The sequence below is a fragment of the Mycobacteroides abscessus ATCC 19977 genome, assembly GCF_000069185.1.
GTDB classification, from domain to species: Bacteria; Actinomycetota; Actinomycetes; order Mycobacteriales; family Mycobacteriaceae; genus Mycobacterium; species Mycobacterium abscessus.
In genome coordinates this window covers 3,789,275-3,813,652 of sequence record NC_010397.1, presented here as the reverse complement: position 1 = coordinate 3,813,652, position 24,378 = coordinate 3,789,275, and the positions used below count along the sequence as shown (strand labels likewise).

The following is a 24,378-nucleotide window of genomic DNA, read 5'->3' as shown; positions in this document are numbered from 1 at the left end:
GCCGAACGCGACTAAACGCCGCCAGCGGTTCGGCGCATCCGGGCGGCCGTCAACCGTATGACCAGCGGTAGTGGCGATCTTGTGATCGAATTCGTTGCGGCAGCGAACATAACGACCCTATCCTGTAGCCCGCCGTGGGCTGGGCGGTAGCGTGAATGCTTCAGATAGCCACGAGACGTGACGCGGGGGAAGCGGAGGGCCAGGGGTGAGCACCGAGTGAACACCACAATCTTTATTCGGCGGCCCCGGCTTGCCGTGCCGCGCGTGCCGGGTGGCGAGGTCAATGTGCAGCCGCCGCCGGAGATTCCGCGGCCGGTGCCGTCACCCATCATCGCCAAGATCATGCCGCTGGTCATGGTGGTGGCGATGGTCGGCATGATCGCCTTCTTTGTCACCTCGGGCAGTTTCGGTGGTGGCGCGGGCGGCGGCATGATGCGCAGCCCGATGTTCATGCTCTTCCCGATCATGATGATGGTCTCGATGGTCAGCATGGTGTCCAATAGCGGGGGTAAGGGCGCCAAGACCAGCGAAATCAACGAGGACCGCAAGGATTACCTGCGGTATCTGGAAGTGGTCCGCAAGAATGTCACCGATACCGGCGCTGCTCAGCGCAAGGCGCTGCTATGGAACAACCCGGACCCGTCCGCGCTCTGGACGCTGGCTGGTGGCCGGCGGATGTGGGAGCGGCGCCCCGGCGATAGTGACTACTGCCATGTGCGCGTCGGAACCGGTGATCAACGACTCGCCGCCCAGCTGGTGGCGCCCGAGATCGGACCCGTCGAGGAGTTGGAACCTGTCGCATCCGTCGCGCTGCGGCGATTCGTACGCACTCACTCGCTGGTTCCGGAGCTGCCGATCGCGTTGAACCTGAGGGGTTTTGCCGCCGTCACCATCGACGGATCCCCAGAAGTTGCGCGAGGCATGCTGCGTGCCATGATCTGTCAGCTCGCGATGTTCCACGGGCCCGACCAATTCCTGGTCGCGGCGGTGGTCAACCGGCATGCAGCACCGCACTGGGACTGGCTCAAATGGCTTCCGCACTCTCAGCATCCGAGCGCCTTCGACGGGGTCGGAACATCCCGATTGGTTTACCACTCGCTGGGCGAGGTCGAGGAGTCGCTGGCGTCGCTGATCACCGAGCGTGAACGGTTCTCCCGCACCGCGCAGCCCTCGCCCGATAGGCCGCAGATCCTCATCGTCGTCGACAGTGGCACCCTGATCGGTTCCGAACGCCTCATCGTGGACCACGGCATCGATTCGGTGACCCTCGTCGAGATCGGTACCAGGGTGGATCCCTTGGCCGCCCGTCGCGGTATGCAGTTGGAGTTGACCGAACGTGGCCTCGGCGCCAAGGGCAATGTCGGGTCCGAGGTCTTTGCGCATCCCGATCACCTCACCATCACCGAGGCGATGGCCTGTGCGCGGCGGCTGGCGCCCTACCGAGTTCTGACCGGCAGCGGTGATGAGGTTCAGATCCAGACCGAGGTCAGTACGCGCTGGTCCGACATCGTGGGAATCGGCGACCCGGGGTTGCTCAACCCGGAGGTGGTGTGGCGCAATCGGGTTGGCCGCGACAGGCTGCGGGTGCCGATCGGTATCGCGGTGGACGGCACCCCGATGGAACTGGATATCAAGGAAGCCGCAGAGAACGGCATGGGCCCGCACGGGCTCTGCATCGGTGCGACCGGTTCGGGTAAATCAGAATTCCTGCGCACCTTGACGCTCGGCATGATCGCTACCCATTCGCCGGATGCGCTCAACCTGGTGCTCGTGGACTTCAAGGGTGGTGCGACGTTCCTCGGACTGGATCGGGCGCAGCATGTCGCGGCCATCATCACCAACCTCGCCGAAGAGGCAAACCTGGTGTCCCGCATGAAGGACGCGCTGGCCGGCGAGATGAACCGGCGTCAGGAGCTGCTGCGCGCCGCGGGCAATTTTGCGAATGTCACCGAGTATGAGCGCGCCCGCGCCGCCGGTGCGTCCCTCTCTCCACTGCCGGCACTCTTCATCATCGTCGACGAGTTTTCCGAACTGCTGAGCCAGCACCCGGATTTCGCGGAGCTGTTCGTGGCGATCGGCCGTCTGGGCCGATCGCTGCACGTCCACCTGTTGCTGGCGTCGCAGCGTCTGGACGAGGGGCGCCTGCGTGGACTCGAGTCACACCTGTCGTACCGACTCTGTTTGAAGACCTTCTCCGCCAACGAATCCCGTGCTGCCATCGGTGTGCCGGATGCCTATCATCTGCCGAATACCCCGGGGTCTTGCTACCTCAAGGACGACTCGGGGGAGTTGACACGATTCCAGACTTCGTACGTGTCCGGGCCGTATGTGCCTTACGGGCCGGCACGCCGCACCGTCTCGTCCGGGGGCGGGGGTGCGGCGCCGCGGCTGTTCACCGCGGCACCGGTGGCACTACAGATGCGACCCGCCGAGGTGGTGGAGGACGATTCGCCGGCAGTGTCCGAGGCCACCGGTCGCTCGGTTATCGACACGATCCTCGATCGTGTTGAGGGGCACGGTAATCCGGCGCATGAGGTGTGGTTGCCGCCTTTGGACGATTCGCCCACGCTCGGTGATCTGATTCCTCGTCACGGCCGCGCCGGCTTCGACGCGGTCGGCAGTTTGACGGTCCCGATCGGAATCGTGGACCGGCCCTACGAGCAGCGACGCGATCCGTACATCGTCGATTTGTCCGCTGCCGCGGGCAATGTCGCCATCGTGGGCGCGCCGCAGTCGGGCAAGTCGATGGCCGTGCGCACCTTGGTGACTTCGCTTGCGGTGACGCACAGTCCGGCGCAGGTGCAGTTCTACTGCCTGGACTTCGGTGGTGGCACGCTCACCTCCCTGGCTCAACTACCGCATGTCGGCTCGGTGGCCAGCCGATTGGAATCGGATCTGATCCGGCGCACATTCGCCGAAATGCTCACAATCGTCCGGTCTCGCGAAAATGCCTTCCGGGCCTACGGTATCGACTCGATGGCCGAATACCGGCGGCGTAAGGGTGCCGGCGACCCCCAGCTTGCCAACGATCCGTTCGGCGACGTGTTCTTCATCATCGACGGCTGGTCTACCGTCCGTCAGGAATTCGAGGCCCTCGAGCCGCAGGTCACCGCCTTGGCGGCGCAGGGGCTCGGTTTCGGCGTGCACACCGTGGTCACGGCGTCACGCTGGGCGGAGATCCGGCCTGCGCTGAAGGACCAGATCGGCACGCGCGTCGAGCTTCGCCTCGGTGACCCGCTGGACTCTGACTTCGATCGCAAGCTGGCTCAGCTTGTTCCGGATGGGCGTCCCGGCCGCGGTATCACCCGCGACCGGCGGCACATGCTCATCGGACTGCCGCGTGTGGACAGCATCTCGTCGAATCAGGACCTGGGTGAGGCCATCGCGGCGGCCGCCGCGAGCATGCGGCAGCGCAGCTCGGTGGAGGCGCCCCAGGTGCGCATGCTGCCGCACAAGATCGATTACGCCGCACTGGTTCCGCAGGCGCCGCAGAACGATCAGCCGAACTTGCGCATTCTCGTGGGAATCAACGAGTCCGAGCTGGCTCCGACTTTCCTGGAATTCGGCGAGCAGCCGCACATGATGATTTTCGGCGACAGCGAGTGCGGCAAGACCGCGCTCCTGCGCACCATGTGCCGCGAGATTGTCCGCACCACCACCCCGCAGCAGGCGCAGCTGTTCATCGTGGACTATCGCCGTACCTTGCTCGGTGTAGTCGAGACCGAACACCTTGCCAAGTACGCGATGTCGAGCAACACGCTGGTTGACGAGGTGCCGGCGCTGATCGAACTGCTCAAGTCACGGATGCCGGGACCCGATGTCACACAACAGGAGTTACGCGACAGGTCCTGGTGGTCCGGCCCAGAGATCTACATCTTGGTCGACGATTACGACCTGGTGGCCCTGGCGAGTGGGAACCCGCTGTTGCCGCTGGCCGAGTACCTGCCGCACTCCAAGGACATTGGCCTACACGTCGTTATCGCGCGGCGTACCAGCGGCGCCTCGCGGGCGATGTTCGAGCCGATGATGGCGCGCATGAAGGACCTCTCCTGCATCGGTCTGCAGATGAGCGGCAATAAGGACGAGGGCGTGCTGCTCGGCACGGTTCGGCCGAGCGAGCAACCGCCGGGCCGGGGAACTCTGGTCATGCGCTCGGGTGGTCAACAACTGATCCAGGTCGCTTGGAGTGAACCACAGTGATTCTCGATCGCGACCCGCAGACAGGGGCGCGGGTGGCGATCGAAGTGACCGAAACCGCCGTTCGGGCGCGTACCGACGAGGGGATTCAGGAGGCCGGGCGCGCCGATGTCCGGTCTGCGGTCGCCGCACTCGATGACGACATGGCGCTGCTGCCGGGGCGGGTGGTCCCGTCTCGCGCCCTGTGGGCGGCGTTGTTCGAGTCGCTGCTCACCGACCGGAATGCGCCGGTTCGTCTCGACTCGTTGGTGCTGATTCATCCGACCACATGGGGTCCGGCGCGGCGCACCCTGCTCTCGAGCGCCGCGCGGATGATGGCTGCGACGTTGACGGTGCGGTCGCGGGCCTTTGCACTCGCCGAGCGCGGGGTGCGCGCGGATTTGTCCGGTCGCTCCTTGGTGGTGGTGGAGGTATCGCCGAAAGAGGTGGCCGTCGCCGTCGTGGGGCCGGGGTCCGACGGTGAACCCGCTGCGACGGTTCGCCACCTTGAGGATCGATCCTGGGAGACCAGGAGTGCGGCGGACGTGGCGCGCGCCGTTGGGTGTGCTGTTGAGCGGGTAGTCCGCGATGAACGTCCAGGAGTGGCGGCGATTCTCGTCGACTCTGCCGACAAAGATATGGGCGAGGCGATTGTCGATGCGATCGACCGGATCGGTCTGACGCCCGGGGTTTCGCAGGTCGCCGTCGATTCGGTGTTTCGCGAGATGGGGCAGGCGGCCCGCACCTCCGCCTTTCTCGACCAAGGCGTCGTCGAGCCGGTGGCAACCAGGCCGGTGTCCGCATGGACGCCGGGGGCGCCCGCCCGATCGACACCGCGGCTTCCTCGGTGGTGGCCTCCTGCCGCGATCGGCCTGGCGGCGGCGATCGTCGTCACCGGTGTCGTGTTGACCGTGGCGTCTACCCGGTCAAGGCAGCCGGCACCAGCGATCGCGACCTCGCTGCTGGTGGAGGGAAGGGTGCAACTCATGGTGCCCGCCGAATGGGCGGTGCGGCGCATACCTGCCGGTGGAGCCGGGTCGGCTCGGGTTGAGGTGATCTCGCCGGCGGATCCCGAGGCGGTGGTGCACGTGACCCAGGTGAGGGTTAAGCCGGCAGAGACGCTGGCGGCGACGGCCGAGACGTTGCGCGCCGCCATGGAGAAGGAGCCTCAAGGAGCATTCAGCGATTTCCGGGCCGATGACCGAAAGATGGACCGGCCTGCGGTTACTTACACCGAGGTGCGCGAGGGCCATGACATCGCCTGGACCGTGCTTTTGGACGGCGATCTGCGAATAGGAGTTGGCTGTCAGTTCAAAAAAGATAGCTATGCAGATGTTCGTCAGGCTTGTGAACTAGCAATTCACACAGCGCATGCGGTAAAGTCGGGTAGCTAGAAAGATTGCTGAAAAAAACTTTAAAAAAGATGGAACCGATCTGGCGGTAGGGCCATCGTATCTAGTTGTAAGGACAAAACCGGCCAGAAACCGGACGTCACACCCGTGACTGGCCGGGCCTGGGGACAAGGGAGGAACTGAAGTGGCTGTTTTTCAGAATGACCTGGCGTTGCTCGATTCCACTGCCAAGAAGATCGACGGCAAGTACCAGGAGTTCACGGCGATGCAGTCCCAGCTGCGGGACCGCGTAGCGGTGGGCACCAGCACCTGGCAGGGGCAGGCGCGGCACGCATTCGACGAGGCGATGGCTCGCTTCGACCAGGAGATGGGCGACATCCAGAAGGTGCTCATCGGTATTCACGACACCATGGAGTCGAACAAGCGTCGCATCCAGGAGATGGACGAGAGCCAGACCTTCTAAGCGTCTCGTACTAGTCATCTAAGACATCACATAGCAAAGGGGATTGACCAACTATGAGCCAGATTACTTACAACCACGGCGAGATTGACGCGCTGGTTGCTGATGTCAAGGGCATCATCAACAAGTTCCAGGCCGGCCTCGAGGAGCTGCAGCACGACATCCAGCCCCTGGTGCAGCAGGCCGAAGGCCAGGAAGCCACTGCGTACCAGGAGTACCAGAAGGCTTGGCACCAGTCCGCCGAGGACCTGAACCAGATCCTGACCCAGCTCAACGCCAAGGTTGACCAGGGCAACCAGGACGCACAGCACACCGACCAGAGCGCTGCCGGCGCCTGGCACCACTGACCCTTCCGGTCAATCTGTAGACCCTGCGGGGCCTTGGTGGAGGAGAGCCACCAAGGCCCCGCGGTTTATTTTGGGGTGGCTGACGGTGTGACGATGTCGCTGCGTTCGACCGCGTTTTGACCTGCGGTGACGTGGCCCGGTAAGCTTCTCCGCTGGCGTGCGGTACGTCATGCACACGAGGCTCGGGTCACCACTGGTCGCCGAGATCAACCTCCACCGCGCACCACGACCAGCGCCCCGAACGGCTGAAACCGTCCGGGGATCCACCCGAGTAGACAAGGAAAGACTGTGCCTACCTACACCCCGAAGGCGGGTGACGTCACCAGGACTTGGTACGTCATCGACGCCACGGATGTGGTGCTCGGCCGTCTTGCCGTTCAGGCAGCAAATCTGCTGCGCGGCAAGCACAAGCCGACCTTCGCACCGCACGTCGATGGTGGCGATTTCGTCATCATCATCAATGCAGAGAAGATCGCCCTCAGCGGCAACAAGCTCACCAACAAGTTCGCTTACCGTCACTCGGGTTTCCCGGGCGGTCTGAGCAAGCGCAGCATCGGTGAGCAGCTGGAGAAGTTCCCCACCCGCACGGTGGAGAAGGCGATCGTGGGCATGCTGCCCAAGAACAAGCTCGGCCGTCAGATCGAGCGCAAGCTGAAGGTGTACGCCGGTGCAGAGCACCCGCACGCCGCGCAGCAGCCGATCCCGTTCGAGATTAAGCAGGTGGCTCAGTGACCGATATCGAAGAGCAGACCCCCGCAGAAGACGCTGCGAACACCGACAACGGTGACCAGGAGGTCGCCGAGGTCGTGGTCGAGGAATCCGCGGACGACACTGTCGCTGCGGCCGCTCCTCGCGGGCCCGTCGTCATCGACAAGCCCATCCAGACCGTCGGCCGCCGCAAGGAAGCCGTTGTTCGCGTCCGCCTCGTGCCCGGCACCGGCAAGTTCCACCTGGATGGCCGCAGCCTGGAGGAGTACTTCCCGAACAAGGTGCACCAGCAGCTCATCAAGGCCCCGCTGGTCTCGGTGAACCGCGTGGACAGCGTGGACATTTACGCCCACCTGACCGGTGGTGGCCCCTCCGGCCAGGCCGGCGCGCTGCGTCTGGCCATCGCCCGTGCGCTCATCATCGTGGAGCCCGAGGACCGTCCGGTGCTGAAGAAGGCCGGCTTCCTGACGCGCGACCCGCGTGCGATCGAGCGTAAGAAGTACGGTCTCAAGAAGGCCCGTAAGGCGCCTCAGTACTCGAAGCGCTGATCGATACTGTTCGTCCGCGTATTGCGCCGGCACACACCTGTGTGTCGGCGCAATCGCGTTATTGGGCCCAGTTGGGTGTGAGAGGTTAAGCGCATGGGTTTGTTTGGCACTGACGGCGTACGGGGTGTCGCGAATGCCGATCTGACGGCAGAGCTCGCGATGGCCCTCGGCGCCGCCGCCGCCCGGTCCCTCGGGCGCGCGCACGCCGTGGCCGTGGTGGGCCGCGATCCGCGTGCCAGCGGCGAGATGCTCGAGGCCGCTGTTGTCGCGGGTATCGCGGCCGAAGGTGTCGACGTGCTTCGGGTCGGTGTGCTGCCCACCCCGGCAGTGGCCTATCTGACGGGCGCATACGGCGCGGCCTTCGGTGTCATGATCTCGGCCTCGCATAACCCCATGCCGGACAATGGGATCAAGATTTTTGGCGTCGGCGGCCACAAACTCGATGACGATGCCGAGGCGGCCATCGAGGCGCAGCTCGAGGCACTTTCGATCCGTCCGACAGGCGGGGGAATCGGCCGGGTGCGCGACGCTGTGGACGCCCTCGATCGGTACCTGCATCATGTCGAGAATGCCGGCACTCACCCGCTGAGCGGGGTGACCGTCGTGGTCGATTGCGCACACGGTGCGGCCTCCGATGCCGCACCGCTGGCCTACCGGGCGGCGGGCGCCCACGTGGTCGATATCAACGCCGACCCCGACGGGCTCAACATCAACGACGGCTGTGGGTCAACCCATCTCGGTCCACTGCAGGAGGCGGTCCGCGCCCACGGTGCGCATCTGGGGCTCGCCCACGACGGTGATGCGGATCGATGCCTGGCCGTGGACGCTGACGGGAACGTCATCGACGGTGACGCCATCATGGTCGTGCTGGCCGCGGCGATGGCCGAGGCCGGCGAGCTGACCGCGAACACGCTGGTCACCACGGTGATGAGCAATCAGGGCTTGCACATCGCCATGCGCGCAGCGGGTATCGACGTGAAGGTGACCGGAGTCGGCGACCGGTATGTGCTGGAGGAGCTGCGTGCGGGCCAATTCGCCCTGGGCGGCGAACAATCCGGTCACATCGTGCTGCCCTCCCTGGCCACCACCGGCGACGGCATCGTCACTGGCCTGCGTCTCATGTCGCGCATGGCGCAGACGGGCAAGTCGTTGGCCGAGCTGGCCTCTGCCATGCGCAGCCTGCCGCAGACGCTCATCAATGTGCCCGTGTCGAACAAGCACACCGTGGCGCAGGCGCCCGAGGTGCTGGCCGCTGTCGCCGCGGTGGAGTCAGAGTTGGCCGGTAATGGCCGAATCTTGTTGCGGCCCTCCGGAACCGAACAGCTTGTTCGTGTCATGGTCGAAGCTGATGAGCAATCAACCGCCCAGCGCCTCGCCGAGCGGGTGGCCCAAGTGGTGGGTGCGGTCTAAATGCGCGCCAGGGTGCGGGTGTACAGGGCCGCGCCCGCCGCGTCACACAGTGTGACCGTCAGGTCGCCGCTGCCGCCGTCGATGTCGATCTGCCCGAAGTGTTGATAGCCGTCCAGTGGTGACTGCTTGCCGGGCGGTGCCGCATGGACGAAATCGGCACGAGGACCGAAGGTTCCGTCAAGAGTCGACTCTTTACCGGCGCCCGCGTTCAGCGGACCCGACACGAACTCCCAGAACGGGTCGAAGTCGGTGAAGGCGGCGCGGGCGGGTGAGTATTCGTGTGCCGCGGTGTAGTGCACGTCGGCCGTCAGCCATACCACGTTGCGCACCTTTCGTGCCTTGAGCTGCGAGAGAATATGTGCCAGTTCGGTTTCCCGTCCGAGAGGTAAGTCGTTGTCGCCGTTGGCGACGGCCTCGAAGTCCGTTGTTCCGTCCGGGACCACCAGTGCCAGGGGCAGGTCATTGGCCACGACCTTCCACACGGCCGTGGATGAGGCCATCTCGTTGATGAGCCATCCGGCCTGGCGGGCACCCAGGATGGTGCCGTGTTGCTGACGGTTGGGGGAGTTGGGATCCTTGTAGCTCCGCATGTCGAGCAGGAACACGTCCAGTAGTGGGCCGTACGAGACTCTTTGGTACACACGTCCGTCCACGGCCTCGCGGGCTTCCAGCGGTTGCCATTCATGGAATGCCCGATGTCCGTGCCGCGCGAGTATGTCGACCCGCTTTTCGGTGTACTTGTCGTTGTCGAGCACCTCGCCGGGGTACCAGTTGTTGATCACCTCGTGGTCATCCCACTGCACAAGCTGAGGCACGTGGGCATTGAAGTACCGGTAGTTGGCATCGGTGAGGTTATAGGCGTGTTGTCCGCGATACTGGTCAAGGGTCTGCGCGACAGCGCTTTTCGCCTCGGATATCTCGTTGCGCCAGATCCGTCCGTCGGGCAGGGGCAGGGTCTCGGGAATTGGGACATCCGCGTACACCGTGTCGCCACTGTGGATGAAGAAGTGGGGATTTCGCTCGGCCATGGTGCGGAAGACCGTCATTCCGCCGATGTCGGGATTGATGCCGAACCCCTGCCCCGCCACGTCGCCGGACCAGATCAGTCGGACGTCGCGGGCCGTCGCCGGCGCGGTTCGGAAGACGCCGGTGGCAGGCTCGCTGAGCGCCCCGTCCGCGTCGAGCGTCACCCGGTAGTGCACCTCCGAATCCGCGGGTAGGCCGGTGAGGCGGATTCGGCCGGTACCGTCCGCGTCCGGAGTAAGCAACGGGCCGGTGAAGCGTCTTGTGTCCGAAAAACTTTCGGTGGCAGCGGTTTCGACGATCAGGGCGGCGGGTCGATCCGAGCGGGCCCAGATCACCGCGCCGTCGGTACGCGGGAATCCGCTCGCGACTCCGTGGGTCAACCGCGGGCGCGTTGTCACGAGCGCCGGCCCACATGCGGCCACCGGCACCGCCGCGAGCCCGAGCAGAGCGGCCCGCAGCACTGTGCGGCGCGGAAAAGCTGTCATCCCACCACCTTTAGGGCAGCAGGCGAACACACGTCGAACGCAGAGCGAACGGCGCGCGAATCAGAGCAGTTCGCGTAATGCCTCGACATGCTTGATGCGGCCAGCGGCGTCGGCGGCGAGCGGGGCCACGTTGAGGGTCGTCACGCCGGCTTCCTTGAAGGCCGCGACGCGTTCGGCGACAAAGCTCTTGGGTCCGATGAGGGAGATGTTCTTCACCAGCTCGTCGGGTACCGCATCGGTAGCCTCGGCCTTCTTGCCGGACAGGTACAGCTCCTGGATGGTGTCCGCTTCCTTGCCGAACCCGTAGGCAGTGGCCAGGTTGTGGTAGAAGTTCTTGCCCTTGGCGCCCATACCGCCGATGTACAGCGCGAGGCTCGGCTTGACGAATCCGTACAGTGCCTCGACGTCGTCGCCGATCGCCAGTGCGGGCCCTGCGTAGACCTCGAGGTCGCCCAGTGCCGGGTCGCGCTTGGCCTTACCCTCGGCCAGGGCCGCGCCCCACACGTCATTGGCCTTCTCGGGCAGGAAGAAGATGGGCTGCCAGCCTTCGGCGATCTCGGCGGTGAGCGCGACGTTCTTGGGGCCGAGCGCCGCGATCAGTACCGGGATGCGGTCGCGCACCGGGTGGTTGATCAGCTTCAGGGCCTTGCCGAGACCGGTGCCCTGCTCCGGGGGGAGCGGCACGGTGAAGTACTTGCCCTCGAACTCGAGGCGCTCGCGGCGCCACACCTTGCGACAGATCTCGACGGTCTCGCGGGTGCGGCCCAGCGGTGCGTCGTACTTGACGCCGTGGAACCCCTCGATCACCTGGGGGCCCGAGGCGCCGATGCCGAGGACGAACCGGCCGCCCGAAACGTAGTCCAGGCCGGCCGCGGTCATGGCCAACAGAGTGGGGGTGCGGGTGTACAGCTGGAAGATGCCCGACGCGAGCTTTACGGTGGAGGTCTTGGCGGCGAGGTATCCGAGCTGGCTTGCGGCGTCATACGAGTAAGCCTCGGCGACGAACGCGATATCCAGACCGATTTTCTCCAGCTCAGCGAGTTCGTCGACCACTTCGGTGAATCCGCCGGCGTAGCTCAGCGTGGTTCCAATGCGCATGCGGCGACCCTACCCGACCAAGTAGTTGAACGGGAAGGTGCTGTGATCCATGGATCGGGAAAAAAGATGGAACCGGAATCGGTACCTACCCGTCGTAGTCAATATGGGAAAAACCAGGATCGACGTCGCTGGTGTCCAGGGGGTCGCCGGTGAGTTCGACAACATAGCCGGTGAGCTGCAAAAAGCAATTGAGCAGCTGAGGGGATTGTCTTTCGGTGGGGCATCTGCCGGTCGGTGGCACACCGCCAAGGGCGATGACGTCAGAAGCGGATTACGCGAAGTGGTGACCCATCTCGAGGACTGGCATCGCGCCAACACCGCAATCGCCGAACAACTCCGTGCGACCGCGCAGCGATATGCCGAACGGGAGAGTAAGACAGCGGCGAAGGTGACAGGCGTCTATGGCTAACAAGTGGGATATCGAGGCGCTGCGTGGTGAGGGGCTGCAGGCCATCGCCAACTCGCAGAACTATGTCACCGCCGCGATCCGCGGCAATGGCAAGTCGCCCGTCACGATCACCAATCCGGACCTGACAGCCAATGAGCGCCAGTTGTTCGACTGGTACGACATGGATGCCGGCATGGACTTGAACACGTTGGGCGGGGACCTGGAACTGTTCAAGAACGCGACAGCCACCATGAAGGCGGCAGCGGAACGCCAGCACGGACAGCTGCAACGGCTGATCGGCTTGTGGGAGGGCAAGGGCTCCGAATCCGCGAATGACTTTCTGAAGACCCACAATTCGACGGCCGATGCGGTTACCGATGAATTCGGAAAGGTGTCGACGGGTCTGGACGGTCTGCGAAACGCCCTGTGGAACATCGTCGATCTGAAGAAGCAGGCGTCGACCATGGTCGACGGACTGGTAACGGACAGGACGCATTTCGACAGTGCGGTAGCGACCTATAAAACCGGTATGGGCGACAAGTCCCAGGCAGACGAGACCAACGCGACGATGATCGGCCCCCACGTCAAGAACAACATCGAGGGTCAGCTGCTGCCGGCCTTCAAGAAGGCGTGGTCCGCCGGTGGCGGGGCCTACGACACGTTGATCAACGGGCTGAAACAGGAGCTTCCACCCGACTTCAAGTTGCCACCCGGTGTGTTCGGCCCGGACTACGACACCACCGATGAACCCGCCAAGACGACCAAAGGTAAAGGCAAGCAAGACGACAAGGACGGCGGCGAAACCTCCGGCGAGAGCGGCGAGAGCGGCAACTCCGGGGTGAACAGCGGCGCTGGCGGCGGTACCGCGAGCGGCGGGATGCAGGGCACGGCCACGCCGGCGTCCGCGACGGGTAACGCGGGCGGTCAGCTGTCCGGCGCCGGGCAACAGCAGGGTGCCGGGCAGGGGCAGCAAGGCATGGATCCGAGCCAGATGCTCAGCGGCATGACCGGCGCCCTGACGGGTGCGCTCAGCTCGATCGGTCAGGCGGCAAGCGGAATCGTCAGTGCGATCACCGAAGGCATCTCCAGCATTCCGTTCGACCAAATGGGGCAGGGCCTCGGCGACGACCAGTTCGACGGCAGAGCCGACGAGGCCGCCGACAAGAAGGACGAGGCGGCCGCCGATGGCAAGAAGGATCCGGACGCCAAGATGGCGGCGGCCAAAGACGCTGCCATCGAAGAAGCGCGCGCCGACTCCGGTGCCACCTTCGCTACGGATGGCAAGCCGGCACCGGGCATCCAGCTGGCGGGTGCCGGTGGGCTAGAGGCCACGCCGACCGCCGCTCCGGGCCAGACCACGCCGGGCGCGCCGCTCGGAGCGACCCCGACAGGCACGATTCCGCCCGCCGCGGGAGGCCTGTCGGCGGCACAGCCCGCAGGTTCGTCGGCTTCGTTGACGCCGCATCCGGTCCAGGCGCAGCCGCCCACTGTGCCCCAACATCCCGAACCGCAATCCGCCGCGGCCCGGCAGCCATCCCCGTTGCCGTCGGTAGGACCCACCGATGCATCGGCACAGCCCCAGGAGGCGAAGACCGAGGCGGGGGAGACCCCATGTGAGATCGCCGCTGACGAACTGCCCAAGGCCGGGCGATGATCGATATCACCGAAGCGTTGGCAGGCATCGTCGCGGATTTCGAGAGCACCCTCGATCAGCTCCGCGACGAGGCGGAGGCGGCGCGTGGGGAAGCAGTGCTCGGGGAATCGGAACTGGCGAAGACGGCGAAGCCGGTCGACGAATTTCGCATGCCGTCACAGACCTACATGAGCGAAGCGGATTTCGATGAGGACGATGTCTACCGCTGGCAGCGGTGGCGGCGCTGACTACTTCAGCAGCGATTGCACGCGGTCGAGCTCGCTGATCTCTCGTCCGTCGGCCGCCGGCAGCGAGGTGTTCGGCAGTTCGGCCGCCGCGTCCGCGAAATCCCGGTAGCGCTTGTCGCCGACCAGCTGGGACAGCAGGTAGCCGGTCAACAGCGCCCTGGTGTTGCGCTGGGTGGTTCGGCTGGCACCGCCCAGGCCGACGAATCTGCGGAGCCAACTGTGCTCGGGCAGCCCCCCGGCCTTGGCCTTGGCGATGTACCGCAGCTCGGCGCCCGGCCAGGCCTGCGCGAGGGCCACGGCATTGGACCGGAGTGAATGTGCGTCTTCGGCACTCGTCACCACCAGGCCGGGAATGGTCAAGCCGACCGCACTGGCCTCAACCGGCGGCTGAGTCGAGCTGGGGAAAAGCGTCACCACGGCCTTGGCGCCGACCGGCCGGTTCTTCTTGTCCACCAAGGCCGGCGTGCGAGTCGCCGCAAAAACCGCCGCGGAGGCACCCAGACCGTGGCCGACGAGCGCCAGCTTGCTTGGATGCACACTGATCTTGCCGTCGCCGAGGCGCACCCGAGTCACAATCTCGAGCGTTGTGGCCAAGTCGGCGGCCAGATTCAGGTGTGACGGGACCAACCCCTTCTCGGTGTCGGGGGCGGCGGCGACAATTCCCCAGGACGCGAGATGTTCCAGGGTCGCCCGGTACTTGTCCGTACCGGTCAGCCAGTCGTGCCCAAACGCCACGGCAGGCAGGTTGAAGCCCGCTTCCGGTGTGTAGACCACGCCGGTCACTCCCGCGAAGGCCAGGTCGCCGCGCAGCACTTTGTGCGGACCACGGCGGGTCAGGGCTTTGAATAGCGTGCGGGTACTCGCCATGGCATGACCGTAGCTGATACCGGCGCCCGTGGACCTCAGCGGGAACTGAACTACCCTGGTGGGCTATGTGCGGAATTGTCGGGTACGTCGGCCACCGGGACGCCCTCAGTGTCGTCCTTGAGGCGCTGAGGCGGCTCGAATACCGCGGCTACGACTCTGCCGGGGTGGCGCTGGCCGATGGCCACGGCGGGCTGCTGGTGCAGCGCAAGGCGGGCCGACTGGCGAATCTGGAATCTGCGATCGCCGAGTCCGGGGAATCTTTCGCCGCCACGACCGGGATGGGACATACCCGCTGGGCCACTCACGGCGCGCCCACCGACCGCAACGCCCACCCGCATCAGGATGCCACCGGCAAGGTCGCGGTGGTCCATAACGGGATCATCGAGAACTTCGCGGTACTGCGCGCCGAGCTGGAGTCGGCCGGTGTCGAATTCGCCAGTGACACGGACTCCGAGGTGGCCGTGCATCTGGTGTCGCGCCAGTTCGAATCCGGCGACACCGCCGGTGACTTCGTCGCCTCGGTGCAGTCCGTCGTGCGTCGGCTGGAGGGGCATTTCACTCTCGTCTTCTCTCACGCGGACGACCCGGGCACCATCGTGGCCGCGCGCCGGTCTACGCCGCTGGTTGTCGGCATCGGTGACGGCGAGATGTTCCTCGGGTCCGACGTCGCGGCGTTCATCGAATACACCAGGGATGCTGTCGAATTGGGGCAGGATCAGGTCGTCGTCATCACCGCGGACGGATACCGCATCACCGATTTCGAGGGCAATGACGACACCGGGAACGCCCGGGTGTTCACCATCGATTGGGATCTGTCGGCCGCGGAAAAGGGCGGTTACGAGTACTTCATGCTCAAGGAGATCGCCGAACAGCCGGCGGCGGTTTCCGACACCTTGCTGGGTCACTTCGATCTCGACCGGATAGTGCTCGACGAGCAGCGGCTCTCCGATCAGGAGCTGCGCGATATCGACAAGGTATTCGTGGTGGCCTGTGGCACCGCGTTCCATTCCGGGCTGCTGGCCAAGTACGCCATTGAGCACTGGACGCGGCTGCCCGTGGAGATCGAACTCGCCAGTGAATTCCGGTACCGTGACCCGGTTTTGGATCGCAGCACGCTGGTGGTGGCCATCTCCCAGTCGGGTGAGACCGCCGACACGTTGGAAGCGGTGCGACACGCCAAGGAACAGAAGGCCAAGGTGCTGGCGGTCTGCAACACCAATGGCTCGCAGATTCCCCGCGAGTGCGATGCGGTGTTGTACACCAGGGCCGGGCCGGAGATCGGTGTCGCCGCCACGAAGACCTTCCTGGCCCAGGTGACCGCCAATTACATTGTGGGCCTTGCCCTGGCCCAGGCTCGGGGGACCAAGTACCCCGATGAGGTGGCGCGTGAGTACCACGAGCTGGAGGCCATGCCGGAGCTGATCGAGCGCGTCATCTCCCAGATGGATCCGGTCGCCGACCTTGCCCGGCAGTACGCGCAGTCCTCCAGCATCCTGTTCTTGGGACGCCATGTCGGTTACCCGGTGGCGCTCGAAGGCGCGCTCAAGCTCAAGGAACTGGCCTATATGCACGCCGAGGGCTTCGCGGCCGGCGAGCTCAAGCACGGCCCCATCGCGCTGATCGAGGAGGGATTGCCGGTCATTGTGGTGATGCCCTCCCCCAAGGGTATGGGTCTGCTGCACTCCAAGCTGCTCAGCAATATCCGCGAGATCCAGGCCCGCGGGGCACGCACGATCGTCATCGCCGAAGAGGGCGACGAGACGATTCGGCCCTACGCGGACCACCTCATCGAGATCCCCGCGGTATCGACGCTGTACCAACCGCTGCTGTCCACGATTCCCATGCAGGTCTTCGCCGCTGCCGTGGCGCAGGCCCGTGGTTATGACGTGGATAAGCCGCGGAACTTGGCCAAGTCGGTAACCGTCGAATAAGCGGCAGCCGTAGGCCGAGTGCATGAGCCCTGTCGCGGTACCCGAGCATCGTGTCGGAAAGCATTGGGCTGTGCAGAAGTTGGGGCATTTCGTCGATGCGTCCGGGTATGCGCGATTCGTGGCAGCCTATCGGGCGGGTATGGCGCGGTTGCCGCAGATCGCCCGGAGTTTTGATGTCCCCACCCGGCTGGGCTCCGTGCGGGCCTACCGGTTCGGCGCGTGCGGCGGTGTTCCGCTGTTGCTGTTGACCGGGCGAGGTGGATCAACGCCGCTGTGGCGCGCCAACCTCACGTCCCTGCTGTCGCGGCGTAGCGTCTACTGCATCGACCTTCTCGGGGAGCCCGGAATGAGCGTGCAGGACAAGCCGATTACCGGTCCGCAGGATCACGCCGACTGGCTAGAGGACGTGATGGCCGGGCTGAACCTGGGCGCGGTGCATGTGGTGGGGCTGTCCATTGGCGGCTGGGCCGCGGTGAATCACGCGATTCGATACCCGTGCCGGGTGCGATCACTGGTCTTGCTCGATCCGGCGCTGACGTTCGCGCCCCTCACCTGGAAGATGGTGCTCGTCTCGTTGGGCTCGGTGATTCCGGGCACGCCGCAGGCGATCCGAAATCGGCTACTGAGTTGGTCGGCCGGCGGCGCACAGGTCGACGAGTCCCTCCCGGAAGCAGCGTTGATCTCGGCGGCGGCACGGGATTTCCGGATCTGCCTGCCCTCACCAAAAGTTTTCAGCGACAAGCAACTCCGCCGGCTGTCCATGCCCGTGCTGACGGTCATCGCCGGGCGCACCATCGTGCACGACGCCCGGCGTGCCGCGCAGCGGGCGCGGAGCGCGGTGCCGGACAACAGGGTGCATGTTTGGCCTGACGCCTCGCACGCGCTCAATGGTGAGTTCCCGGGACGCATTTCTGAACTGACACACGAATTCCTGGACACGGTGGAGGCCGCCTGATGCGGAACTACTACAGCGCCCAACAGATCAGGGAGGCCGAGGCGCCGCTGCTGGCCGCACTGCCCGACGGGGCGTTGATGCGGCGTGCCGCATACGGACTGGCCGCGGTGATCGCGGATGAGTTGTCGCGGCGTGCGGGTGTAGTGGCCGGGCGGAGTGTCTGTGGTGTCGTGGGTTCCGGAGACAACGGGGGAGACGCCTTGTGGGCGTTGACCTTCCTGCGTCGGCGTGGCGTATCCGCCAGTGCGGTGCTGCTGAACCCGGAACGGGCCCACCGCGCCGGACTGGCCGCCTTCCGCAAGGCCGGCGGGAGGGTGGTGTCGGTTGTGCCTGATGACACCGACCTCGTCGTTGACGGCGTGGTGGGAATCTCCGGTACTGGCCCGCTGCGGCCCGGCGCTGCCGCCGGTATCGCCGAGAAGATCACTGCCGAGGGCATACCGGTAATCGCGGTGGACATTCCCAGCGGCGTCGACGTGCACACCGGGGCGGTCGATGGCCCGGCCTTCCGCGCGGCGGTCACGGTCACCTTCGGCGGATACAAACCCGTTCATGCCCTTGGTGATTGCGGTGATGTGAGGCTCATCGACATCGGGCTGGAGCTGCCCGAATCGGCTTTGCGGGAGTTCGACGCCTCCGACGTGGCGGCCGCCTGGCCCGTTCCCGGGCCGGCCGATGATAAGTACACCCAGGGCGTCACCGGTGTGCTGGCCGGATCGAGCACCTATCCCGGAGCGGCAGTGCTGTGTTCCGGTGCGGCCGTGGCGGCGACATCGGGGATGGTCCGCTACGCGGGAACAGCTGCTGCCGAAGTGGTTTCGCACTGGCCGGAAGTGATTGCCACGCAGACGGAGGAAGCCGCCGGCAGGGTGCAGGCGTGGGTGATCGGTCCCGGGTACGGCACCGCCGAACGTCAGACGAGAACCCTGCGGCGAGTTCTTTCGACAAGCCTGCCCGTCCTCGTCGACGCCGACGCCCTGACAATGCTGGCTGAGCATCCGGATCTGGCGGATCTGGTGGCATCGCGCCCGGCCGCCACGGTCCTGACCCCGCATGCCGGTGAATTCGCGCGGTTGGCGGGTGGGCCACCGGGACCTGATCGCGTCGATGCGGCACGGTCGCTGGCCGTCCGGCTCAAGGCCACGGTCCTGCTCAAGGGCAACGTCACCGTCATCGCCCGGCCGGACGGCACCGCGTATGTGAACCGCGCGCACGGGTCATGGGCCGCGACCGCGGGTTCGGGCGACGTGCTCGCCGGTGTCATTGGGGCGCTGTTGTCCGCCGGGATCGCGGCGGACAAGGCCGCCGCGATGGGGGCCTATGTGCACGCCCGTGCCGCCGCTGCTGCTGCCGCCGACCCGGGTCCGGGTAAAGCGCCCATTTCGGCTTCTCGTCTTCTTGGACATCTGCGGTGGGCGATCGCCGAAATAGGGTGAGAATCGGTTTATGTCGAAATCCCGTGATCAGTTCCGTCTCTCGGCGCATGCCGGAAAGATCAATGCCTCCGCCTTCAGCCCCGCGTACACCGGCAGGCTGTCCACGGCACCCGTCCCGGCGCTGCGACTGCCCGACGAGCCGATGGATCCGCAGGCCGCCTATCGGTTCATTCACGACGAGCTGATGCTCGACGGCAGCTCGCGGCTGAACTTGGCGACCTTCGTCACGACGTGGATGGATCCCGAGGCCGAAAAGCTGATGGCCGAGACGTTCGACAAGAACATGATCGACAAGGACGAGTATCCGGCGACGGCCGCGATCGAGTCGCGATGTGTGGCCATGGTGGCCGACCTGTTCCATGCCGACAACTTGTCCACGGAGGATCCGTCCTCGGCGGTAGGGGTGTCGACCATCGGATCGAGTGAGGCGGTCATGCTGGCCGGGCTGGCCCTCAAGTGGCGTTGGCGCACGAAAATCGGCGGTACCGACGGCACCGGCTGGAAGGGGCGCACACCCAACCTGGTGATGGGTTCCAACGTGCAGGTGGTCTGGGAAAAATTCTGCCGGTACTTCGACGTCGAACCGCGATACCTGCCGATGGCCAAGGGCCGGTACGTGATCACTCCCGAGCAGGTGCTTGAGGTGGTCGACGAGGACACCATCGGCGTCGTCGGGATCCTGGGCACCACGTTCACCGGAGAGCTGGAGCCGATCGCCGCGATCTGCGCGGCGCTGGACAAGCTCGCTGCTACACCCGGCAAGCCCGATGTGCCGGTACACGTCGATGCCGCCAGCGGTGGTTTCGTGGTGCCTTTCCTGCATCCCGAACTGCACTGGGACTTCCGGTTGCCGCGGGTGGTGTCGATCAATGTCAGCGGACACAAGTACGGGCTGACCTATCCCGGGATCGGCTTTGTGGTGTGGCGCGGCAAGGAGCATCTGCCCGAAGACCTGGTGTTCCGGGTCAACTACCTGGGTGGCGACATGCCGACCTTCACCCTGAACTTTTCCCGCCCGGGCAACCAGGTGGTGGGGCAGTACTACAACTTCTTGCGGCTGGGCCGGGCCGGATATGCACAGGTGATGCGCTGTCTGTCGGAGACGGCACGCTGGTTCGGCGACGAACTCGGCAAGAGTGAACATTTCGAGGTGATCACCGACGGGTCGGCGATCCCGGTGGTGTCGTTCCGGCTCAAAGGCAAGCGGCCGTACACCGAGTTCGACATCTCGCATTCGTTGCGGGCATTTGGCTGGCAGGTGCCTGCGTACACCATGCCCGATGACGTCACCGATATCGCCGTACTGCGAGTGGTTGTGCGCGAGGGCTTCTCGGGAGATCTGGCCAGAGCGCTGCGCGATGATCTCAACACCGTGCTCAAGGGACTCGACGAGCTGAAACCGAACGGACACTTCGACGAGGTGCAGCCGTTCGCTCATTAGCGTGCGGATGGGACAATGGGGCCGGTGAGCACGACTTCGACGACAACCGACGGCCTTCCGCCGAGCACCGGTGCGACGACCGCGCAAGCGGTCATCGACCTCGGCGCCATCGCGCACAACGTCAAGTTACTGCGTGAGCACGCCGGTACGGCCCGTCTCATGACTGTGGTCAAGGCCGACGGCTACGGGCACGGCGCGGTTCGGGTGGCACGAGCCGCGCTCGCTGCCGGTGCCGACGAGCTTGGCGTCACCTCCATCGCCGAGGCGCTGCAGATTCGCGCGGCCGGTCTCGACGCACCGCTGCTCGCCTGGCTGCACGCGCCGGGAGCCGACTATGCGGCCGCGCTGCATGCCGATGTCGAGGTGGCCGTGTCCTCGCTCGGACAGCTCGGTGAGCTGCTTGCGGCGGCGCGATCCACCGGGCGCCAGGCGATCACGTCCATCAAGGTGGATACCGGACTGAATCGCAATGGAGTGCCTGCCGGGTACACCCGCGATCTCTTCGAAGCGTTGGCCAAGGCGCAGGCCGAGGAGTCGATTCGGTTGCGCGGCATCATGTCCCACTTCGCGTATGCCGACCAGCCGGGCCATCCCACCGTCGACATGCAGATCGGGCGGTTCAACGAGGCACTTGAGCTGGCACGCGGCTTCGGATTGCGTTATGAGCTGGCGCACCTGTCGAATTCGGCGGCCACTCTCACCCGTCCCGATGCGCGGTACGACATGGTGCGCCCCGGTATCGCGGTATACGGCATCAACCCGCTTGGAGCCGCGGAGTCGGCGACATCCAACCGCGGCCGGACTTCCTTTGACCTGATTCCGGCGATGTCGCTGACCTGCGCGGTGTCCTCGGTCAAGCCGGTGTCGGCCGGTGAGGGTGTGTCCTACGGGCACGTGTGGACCGCCCCACGCGACACCAACGCCGCACTCATCGGAATCGGCTACGCCGACGGGGTGGTGCGCGCACTGGGCAATCGATTCGAGGTGGCCATCGGCGGACGCCGCTACCCCAATATCGGCCGGGTTTGCATGGACCAGTTCGTGGTTGACCTGGGTGACAACGATGCCGGGGTGCAAGCCGGTGATGTGGCAACGCTTTTCGGGCCGGGAACAGGCGGCGAGCCGACCGCGCAGGACTGGGCGGAGCTGCTCGACACCATCGCCTACGAAGTGGTCACCGGCCCGCGGGGCAGGGTGGTGCGGACGTACCGGGATTCCAGGGCCGTTGAGTAATAAGTCGAACGCCTGGCTGGCCGGTGTCGCGGGGCTCGGTGCGGTGGTTGCGGTGGCCGGTGTCGGCACCGCGCGCTCCATCGGCAGGCGCAGATTCGACGACCCTTATCGCGGAGAGAACTTCGATCTGCTGCAGACCGACCGCGGCAGCATCGTGACGACCGACGACGGGGTGCCGCTCGCGGTTCGTGAAGTCGGTCCGTCGAACGCGCCGCTGACCGTCGTCTTCGTGCACGGATTCTGCCTGCAGATGGCGTCGTTTCATTTCCAGCGCCGCGAGCTCGCGAGCCGCTGGGGCGACAACGTCCGGATGGTCTTCTATGACCAACGGGGACACGGTCGCTCGGGTCTACCTGCTCCGGCGTCGTGCACCGTCGGGCAGCTCGGCGATGACCTCGAGTCGGTGCTGCGCGTGCTGGTGCCGCGGGGTAATGCCGTCCTCGTGGGTCACTCGATGGGCGGTATGACGGTGCTGGCGCACGCCAGGCGGCATCCTGAGCAGTACGGCCGCAGGATCGTTGGAGTCGGTCTGATCGCCAGTGCCGCCGAAGGGCTTTCACACACCGCGATCGGCGAGGGATTGCGTAATCCGGCGCTGCGCGTGCTGCGCACGGCCGTGCATTACGCGCCCGGGCCGGCCCACCATGGGCGCGGCGCGATCAAATCGCTTGTGGGCCCGGTGCTGCAAGCGGCGTCATATGGTGGCCATCGGGTCAGTCCCACGCTGGTCAAGTTCAGCGAGCGGATGATTCATCAGACGCCGGTCACCACCATCGTGGATTTTCTGCGCGCACTCGAGCAGCATGACGAGACGGCGGCGCTGCCGACCATCGCGCCCCTGCCGAGCCTGGTCATATGCGGCGACACCGACATGCTGACCCCGCACACGCAATCGGAGTCGATGGCAGCACGATTGGCAGCCAGCGGTCACAATGAGCTGATCCTGGTGCGCGAATCCGGGCATCTGGTGCAGCTTGAGCACCCCGAGATCGTCAACGATGGCATCGACCGGCTGGTCAGGCGTTCAACACCACCACTTTTCGCCGCGATCAAGCAGCGGCTGCGTGATCGGACCGGGCTGTGATCGATGAATCGGGAAGCGTGGCACTGCCGACGGCTCAGGACACCTTGGAGTTCGGGAAACGGATCGGTCAAGGCCTTGCGGCGGGCGACGTCGTGGTGCTCAGCGGTCCGCTGGGAGCCGGAAAGACGGCATTGACCAAGGGCATCGCCCAGGGCATGGATGTCGAGGGCCCGGTGACCTCGCCGTCCTACGTATTGGCGCGGGTCCACGAGGCGCGGCGGCCGGGAGCTCCGGCGCTGGTGCATGTGGACGTCTACCGGCTGCTGGAACACCAAAGCGCTGATCTACTGGGCGAACTCGACTCGCTGGATCTGGACACCGATCTGGATGACTCGGTGGTTGTCGTCGAATGGGGAGAAGGCCTGGCCGAGCGGCTCTCGGAACACCATCTGGACATCCGGCTGGAGCGTGCCGCCGACTCCGATGAACGCACCGCAACCTGGCATTGGAGCCGCGAATCGTGACCCTGATACTTGCCCTGGACACAGCGACCGCCGCCATCACGGCGGGCCTGGTGCGGCGCGCGCCCGATGGATCGGTGCAGCCGCTGGCTGAACGAATCACCATGGGTGCCAAAGGGCATGCCGAGGCGCTCACGCCGAACATCGGGGTGGCATGTGCCGATGCCGGTGTCGCGGTCGGCGACCTCGGTGCGATCGTGGTGGGTTGTGGCCCGGGCCCGTTCACCGGACTGCGCGTCGGCATGGCGACCGCGGCGGCCATGGGTCTGGCGCTGGACATCCCGGTGTATCCCGTGTGCACCCTGGATGCCATCGGCCATGGCACCGCCGGGAGGGTGCTGGTCGTCACCGACGCGCGTCGGCGTGAGGTGTATTGGGCCGGCTATAGCGACGGTGTTCGTGTCAGCGGGCCTGCCGTCGACGCGCCCGCCGACGTGTCGCTGGACGGGTACACCCAGGTCGCCGGATCTCCGGACCATACAACGCTTTTCGATCTTCCGGCGGTGGATCGTCACTACCCGTCGCCGTCCCGCCTGGTGCAGGTGGCGGGGTGGGACGAGCCGCCGGGTGCGTTGACTCCGCTATATCTGCGTCGCCCCGATGCCAAAGAACCCCGCCGATGACCATCGAGCTCAAACCGCTTCGCCGGCGCGACGCCCGCCGGTGCGCCGAACTTGAGGCGGTGCTCTTCGAGGGCGACGACCCCTGGCCGGAGTCGGCCTTCCTCGCCGAGCTCGCCTCATCGCATATCTACTACCTCGCGGCCAGGGACGGACACACGCTGGTGGGATACGGCGGCATTTCCCGGCTGGGGCGTCACGCGCCCGAGTACGAGATTCACACCATCGGTGTGGATCCCGCGTACCAGAAACAGGGCCTGGGACGGCGGCTGTTGGACGCGCTGCTCGCGCACGCCGATCAGGATCCGGGACCCGTCTTTTTGGAGGTACGCACCGATAATGCGGCGGCGATTGCTCTGTACCAGGGCGCCGGGTTTGAGACCGTCGGGCTGCGCAAGCGGTACTACCCCGGCAGCGGTGCCGATGCCTTCACCATGAAGCGTCCCGCACACGGCGAGGTGAAATAGGCTG

22 protein-coding genes are annotated in these 24,378 nt (G+C 65.6%); 19 read left to right on the top strand and 3 right to left on the bottom strand.

From position 1 onward, the window contains the following. Positions 1-216: 216 nt before the first annotated feature. From MAB_RS19035 to glmM, 7 genes are all read left to right on the top strand, one after another. Positions 217-4,200 carry a type VII secretion protein EccC gene (locus MAB_RS19035; RefSeq protein WP_005055990.1) on the top strand — a complete coding sequence of 1,328 codons (3,984 nt, stop codon included), beginning with the start codon at positions 217-219 and terminating at the stop codon, positions 4,198-4,200. Further along, positions 4,197-5,570: a type VII secretion-associated protein gene (locus MAB_RS19030; protein WP_005111994.1), complete on the top strand. Its 1,374-nt coding sequence runs from the start codon at positions 4,197-4,199 to the stop codon at positions 5,568-5,570. The genes MAB_RS19035 and MAB_RS19030 overlap by 4 nt, the downstream gene beginning before the upstream one ends. Positions 5,571-5,712: 142 nt before the next feature. Continuing rightward, complete coding sequence (locus tag MAB_RS19025; protein ID WP_005055995.1) at positions 5,713-5,991, top strand: WXG100 family type VII secretion target; 279 nt, start codon at positions 5,713-5,715, stop codon at positions 5,989-5,991. 53 nt (positions 5,992-6,044) lie between these two features. Beyond that, complete coding sequence (locus MAB_RS19020) at positions 6,045-6,335, top strand: WXG100 family type VII secretion target (RefSeq protein ID WP_005055998.1); 291 nt, start codon at positions 6,045-6,047, stop codon at positions 6,333-6,335. 288 nt (positions 6,336-6,623) lie between these two features. Next, on the top strand, positions 6,624-7,067 hold the full coding sequence (gene rplM / locus MAB_RS19015; RefSeq protein WP_005056000.1) for a 50S ribosomal protein L13: 444 nt from the start codon (positions 6,624-6,626) through the stop codon (positions 7,065-7,067). Positions 7,068-7,141: 74 nt separating this feature from the next. Next, a complete protein-coding gene (gene rpsI, locus MAB_RS19010; protein WP_425476061.1) occupies positions 7,142-7,591 on the top strand; it encodes a 30S ribosomal protein S9 in 450 nt (149 codons plus the stop codon). 93 nt (positions 7,592-7,684) lie between these two features. Further along, positions 7,685-9,001, top strand: a complete 1,317-nt coding sequence (glmM, locus tag MAB_RS19005; RefSeq protein ID WP_005111993.1) for a phosphoglucosamine mutase — start codon at positions 7,685-7,687, stop codon at positions 8,999-9,001. On the opposite strand, the gene MAB_RS19000 is transcribed toward glmM, so the two are convergent. Further along, positions 8,998-10,512: an alkaline phosphatase D family protein gene (locus MAB_RS19000; RefSeq protein WP_005111991.1), complete on the bottom strand. Its 1,515-nt coding sequence runs from the start codon at positions 10,510-10,512 to the stop codon at positions 8,998-9,000. The genes glmM and MAB_RS19000 overlap by 4 nt on opposite strands. A 60-nt stretch (positions 10,513-10,572) precedes the next feature. Next, positions 10,573-11,610 carry an LLM class F420-dependent oxidoreductase gene (locus tag MAB_RS18995; protein ID WP_005091562.1) on the bottom strand — a complete coding sequence of 346 codons (1,038 nt, stop codon included), beginning with the start codon at positions 11,608-11,610 and terminating at the stop codon, positions 10,573-10,575. Between the two features lie 103 nt (positions 11,611-11,713). On the opposite strand from MAB_RS18995, the gene MAB_RS18990 reads away from it, so the two are divergent. Genes MAB_RS18990 through MAB_RS18980 form a run of 3 tightly spaced genes read left to right on the top strand, consistent with a single transcriptional unit; the run spans position 11,714 to position 13,879 of the window. Beyond that, positions 11,714-12,019: a WXG100 family type VII secretion target gene (locus tag MAB_RS18990; protein ID WP_005070535.1), complete on the top strand. Its 306-nt coding sequence runs from the start codon at positions 11,714-11,716 to the stop codon at positions 12,017-12,019. Then, positions 12,012-13,652 (top strand): hypothetical protein, encoded by a 1,641-nt coding sequence (locus MAB_RS18985; protein WP_005111989.1) that lies wholly within the window; start codon positions 12,012-12,014, stop codon positions 13,650-13,652. Before MAB_RS18990 ends, MAB_RS18985 begins: the two co-directional genes overlap by 8 nt. After that, positions 13,649-13,879, top strand: coding sequence for a hypothetical protein (locus MAB_RS18980; protein WP_005077533.1), 231 nt, complete (start codon positions 13,649-13,651; stop codon positions 13,877-13,879). Before MAB_RS18985 ends, MAB_RS18980 begins: the two co-directional genes overlap by 4 nt. Here MAB_RS18980 and MAB_RS18975 read toward each other — a convergent pair whose 3' ends face one another. Further along, a complete protein-coding gene (locus MAB_RS18975) occupies positions 13,880-14,746 on the bottom strand; it encodes a dienelactone hydrolase family protein (protein ID WP_005094450.1) in 867 nt (288 codons plus the stop codon). It lies immediately after the preceding gene. Between the two features lie 65 nt (positions 14,747-14,811). Here MAB_RS18975 and glmS point away from each other — a divergent pair, with 65 nt between their 5' ends. Genes glmS through rimI form a run of 9 tightly spaced genes read left to right on the top strand, consistent with a single transcriptional unit; the run spans position 14,812 to position 24,374 of the window. Beyond that, entirely contained in the window at positions 14,812-16,677 is a 1,866-nt protein-coding gene (gene glmS, locus MAB_RS18970) for a glutamine--fructose-6-phosphate transaminase (isomerizing) (RefSeq protein WP_005077531.1), read from the top strand. Between the two features lie 22 nt (positions 16,678-16,699). Then, entirely contained in the window at positions 16,700-17,632 is a 933-nt protein-coding gene (locus MAB_RS18965) for an alpha/beta fold hydrolase (RefSeq protein WP_005080589.1), read from the top strand. Then, complete coding sequence (locus MAB_RS18960; protein ID WP_005080591.1) at positions 17,632-19,068, top strand: NAD(P)H-hydrate dehydratase; 1,437 nt, start codon at positions 17,632-17,634, stop codon at positions 19,066-19,068. Before MAB_RS18965 ends, MAB_RS18960 begins: the two co-directional genes overlap by 1 nt. Before the next feature lie 10 nt (positions 19,069-19,078). Then, the gene (locus MAB_RS18955; RefSeq protein ID WP_005123053.1) at positions 19,079-20,509 is read left to right on the top strand and encodes a glutamate decarboxylase; all 1,431 of its coding nucleotides are present in this window, start codon (positions 19,079-19,081) and stop codon (positions 20,507-20,509) included. Positions 20,510-20,524: 15 nt separating this feature from the next. After that, on the top strand, positions 20,525-21,742 hold the full coding sequence (gene alr / locus MAB_RS18950; protein ID WP_005091545.1) for an alanine racemase: 1,218 nt from the start codon (positions 20,525-20,527) through the stop codon (positions 21,740-21,742). Beyond that, complete coding sequence (locus tag MAB_RS18945; protein ID WP_005080596.1) at positions 21,735-22,826, top strand: alpha/beta fold hydrolase; 1,092 nt, start codon at positions 21,735-21,737, stop codon at positions 22,824-22,826. The genes alr and MAB_RS18945 overlap by 8 nt, the downstream gene beginning before the upstream one ends. Further along, on the top strand, positions 22,823-23,290 hold the full coding sequence (tsaE, locus tag MAB_RS18940) for a tRNA (adenosine(37)-N6)-threonylcarbamoyltransferase complex ATPase subunit type 1 TsaE (protein WP_005080598.1): 468 nt from the start codon (positions 22,823-22,825) through the stop codon (positions 23,288-23,290). Before MAB_RS18945 ends, tsaE begins: the two co-directional genes overlap by 4 nt. Next, the gene (gene tsaB, locus MAB_RS18935) at positions 23,287-23,910 is read left to right on the top strand and encodes a tRNA (adenosine(37)-N6)-threonylcarbamoyltransferase complex dimerization subunit type 1 TsaB (protein WP_005094445.1); all 624 of its coding nucleotides are present in this window, start codon (positions 23,287-23,289) and stop codon (positions 23,908-23,910) included. The genes tsaE and tsaB overlap by 4 nt, the downstream gene beginning before the upstream one ends. Then, the gene (rimI, locus tag MAB_RS18930) at positions 23,907-24,374 is read left to right on the top strand and encodes a ribosomal protein S18-alanine N-acetyltransferase (protein ID WP_005056042.1); all 468 of its coding nucleotides are present in this window, start codon (positions 23,907-23,909) and stop codon (positions 24,372-24,374) included. The genes tsaB and rimI overlap by 4 nt, the downstream gene beginning before the upstream one ends. Positions 24,375-24,378: the final 4 nt, after the last annotated feature.

What these genes read in the sequence shown, in the direction of transcription:
- MAB_RS18980 (WP_005077533.1), top strand. Translation starts at nt 13,649, where the DNA reads ATGATCGATATCACCGAAGCGTTGGCAGGCATCGTCGCGGATTTCGAG.
- MAB_RS18995 (WP_005091562.1), bottom strand. Translation starts at nt 11,610, where the DNA reads ATGCGCATTGGAACCACGCTGAGCTACGCCGGCGGATTCACCGAAGTG.
- MAB_RS18975 (WP_005094450.1), bottom strand. Translation starts at nt 14,746, where the DNA reads ATGGCGAGTACCCGCACGCTATTCAAAGCCCTGACCCGCCGTGGTCCG.
- MAB_RS18965 (WP_005080589.1), top strand. Translation starts at nt 16,700, where the DNA reads ATGAGCCCTGTCGCGGTACCCGAGCATCGTGTCGGAAAGCATTGGGCT.
- MAB_RS18985 (WP_005111989.1), top strand. Translation starts at nt 12,012, where the DNA reads ATGGCTAACAAGTGGGATATCGAGGCGCTGCGTGGTGAGGGGCTGCAG.
- alr (WP_005091545.1), top strand. Translation starts at nt 20,525, where the DNA reads ATGGGGCCGGTGAGCACGACTTCGACGACAACCGACGGCCTTCCGCCG.
- MAB_RS19020 (WP_005055998.1), top strand. Translation starts at nt 6,045, where the DNA reads ATGAGCCAGATTACTTACAACCACGGCGAGATTGACGCGCTGGTTGCT.
- glmM (WP_005111993.1), top strand. Translation starts at nt 7,685, where the DNA reads ATGGGTTTGTTTGGCACTGACGGCGTACGGGGTGTCGCGAATGCCGAT.
- MAB_RS18955 (WP_005123053.1), top strand. Translation starts at nt 19,079, where the DNA reads ATGTCGAAATCCCGTGATCAGTTCCGTCTCTCGGCGCATGCCGGAAAG.
- MAB_RS19000 (WP_005111991.1), bottom strand. Translation starts at nt 10,512, where the DNA reads ATGACAGCTTTTCCGCGCCGCACAGTGCTGCGGGCCGCTCTGCTCGGG.
- MAB_RS18960 (WP_005080591.1), top strand. Translation starts at nt 17,632, where the DNA reads ATGCGGAACTACTACAGCGCCCAACAGATCAGGGAGGCCGAGGCGCCG.
- glmS (WP_005077531.1), top strand. Translation starts at nt 14,812, where the DNA reads ATGTGCGGAATTGTCGGGTACGTCGGCCACCGGGACGCCCTCAGTGTC.
- rimI (WP_005056042.1), top strand. Translation starts at nt 23,907, where the DNA reads ATGACCATCGAGCTCAAACCGCTTCGCCGGCGCGACGCCCGCCGGTGC.
- MAB_RS18990 (WP_005070535.1), top strand. Translation starts at nt 11,714, where the DNA reads ATGGGAAAAACCAGGATCGACGTCGCTGGTGTCCAGGGGGTCGCCGGT.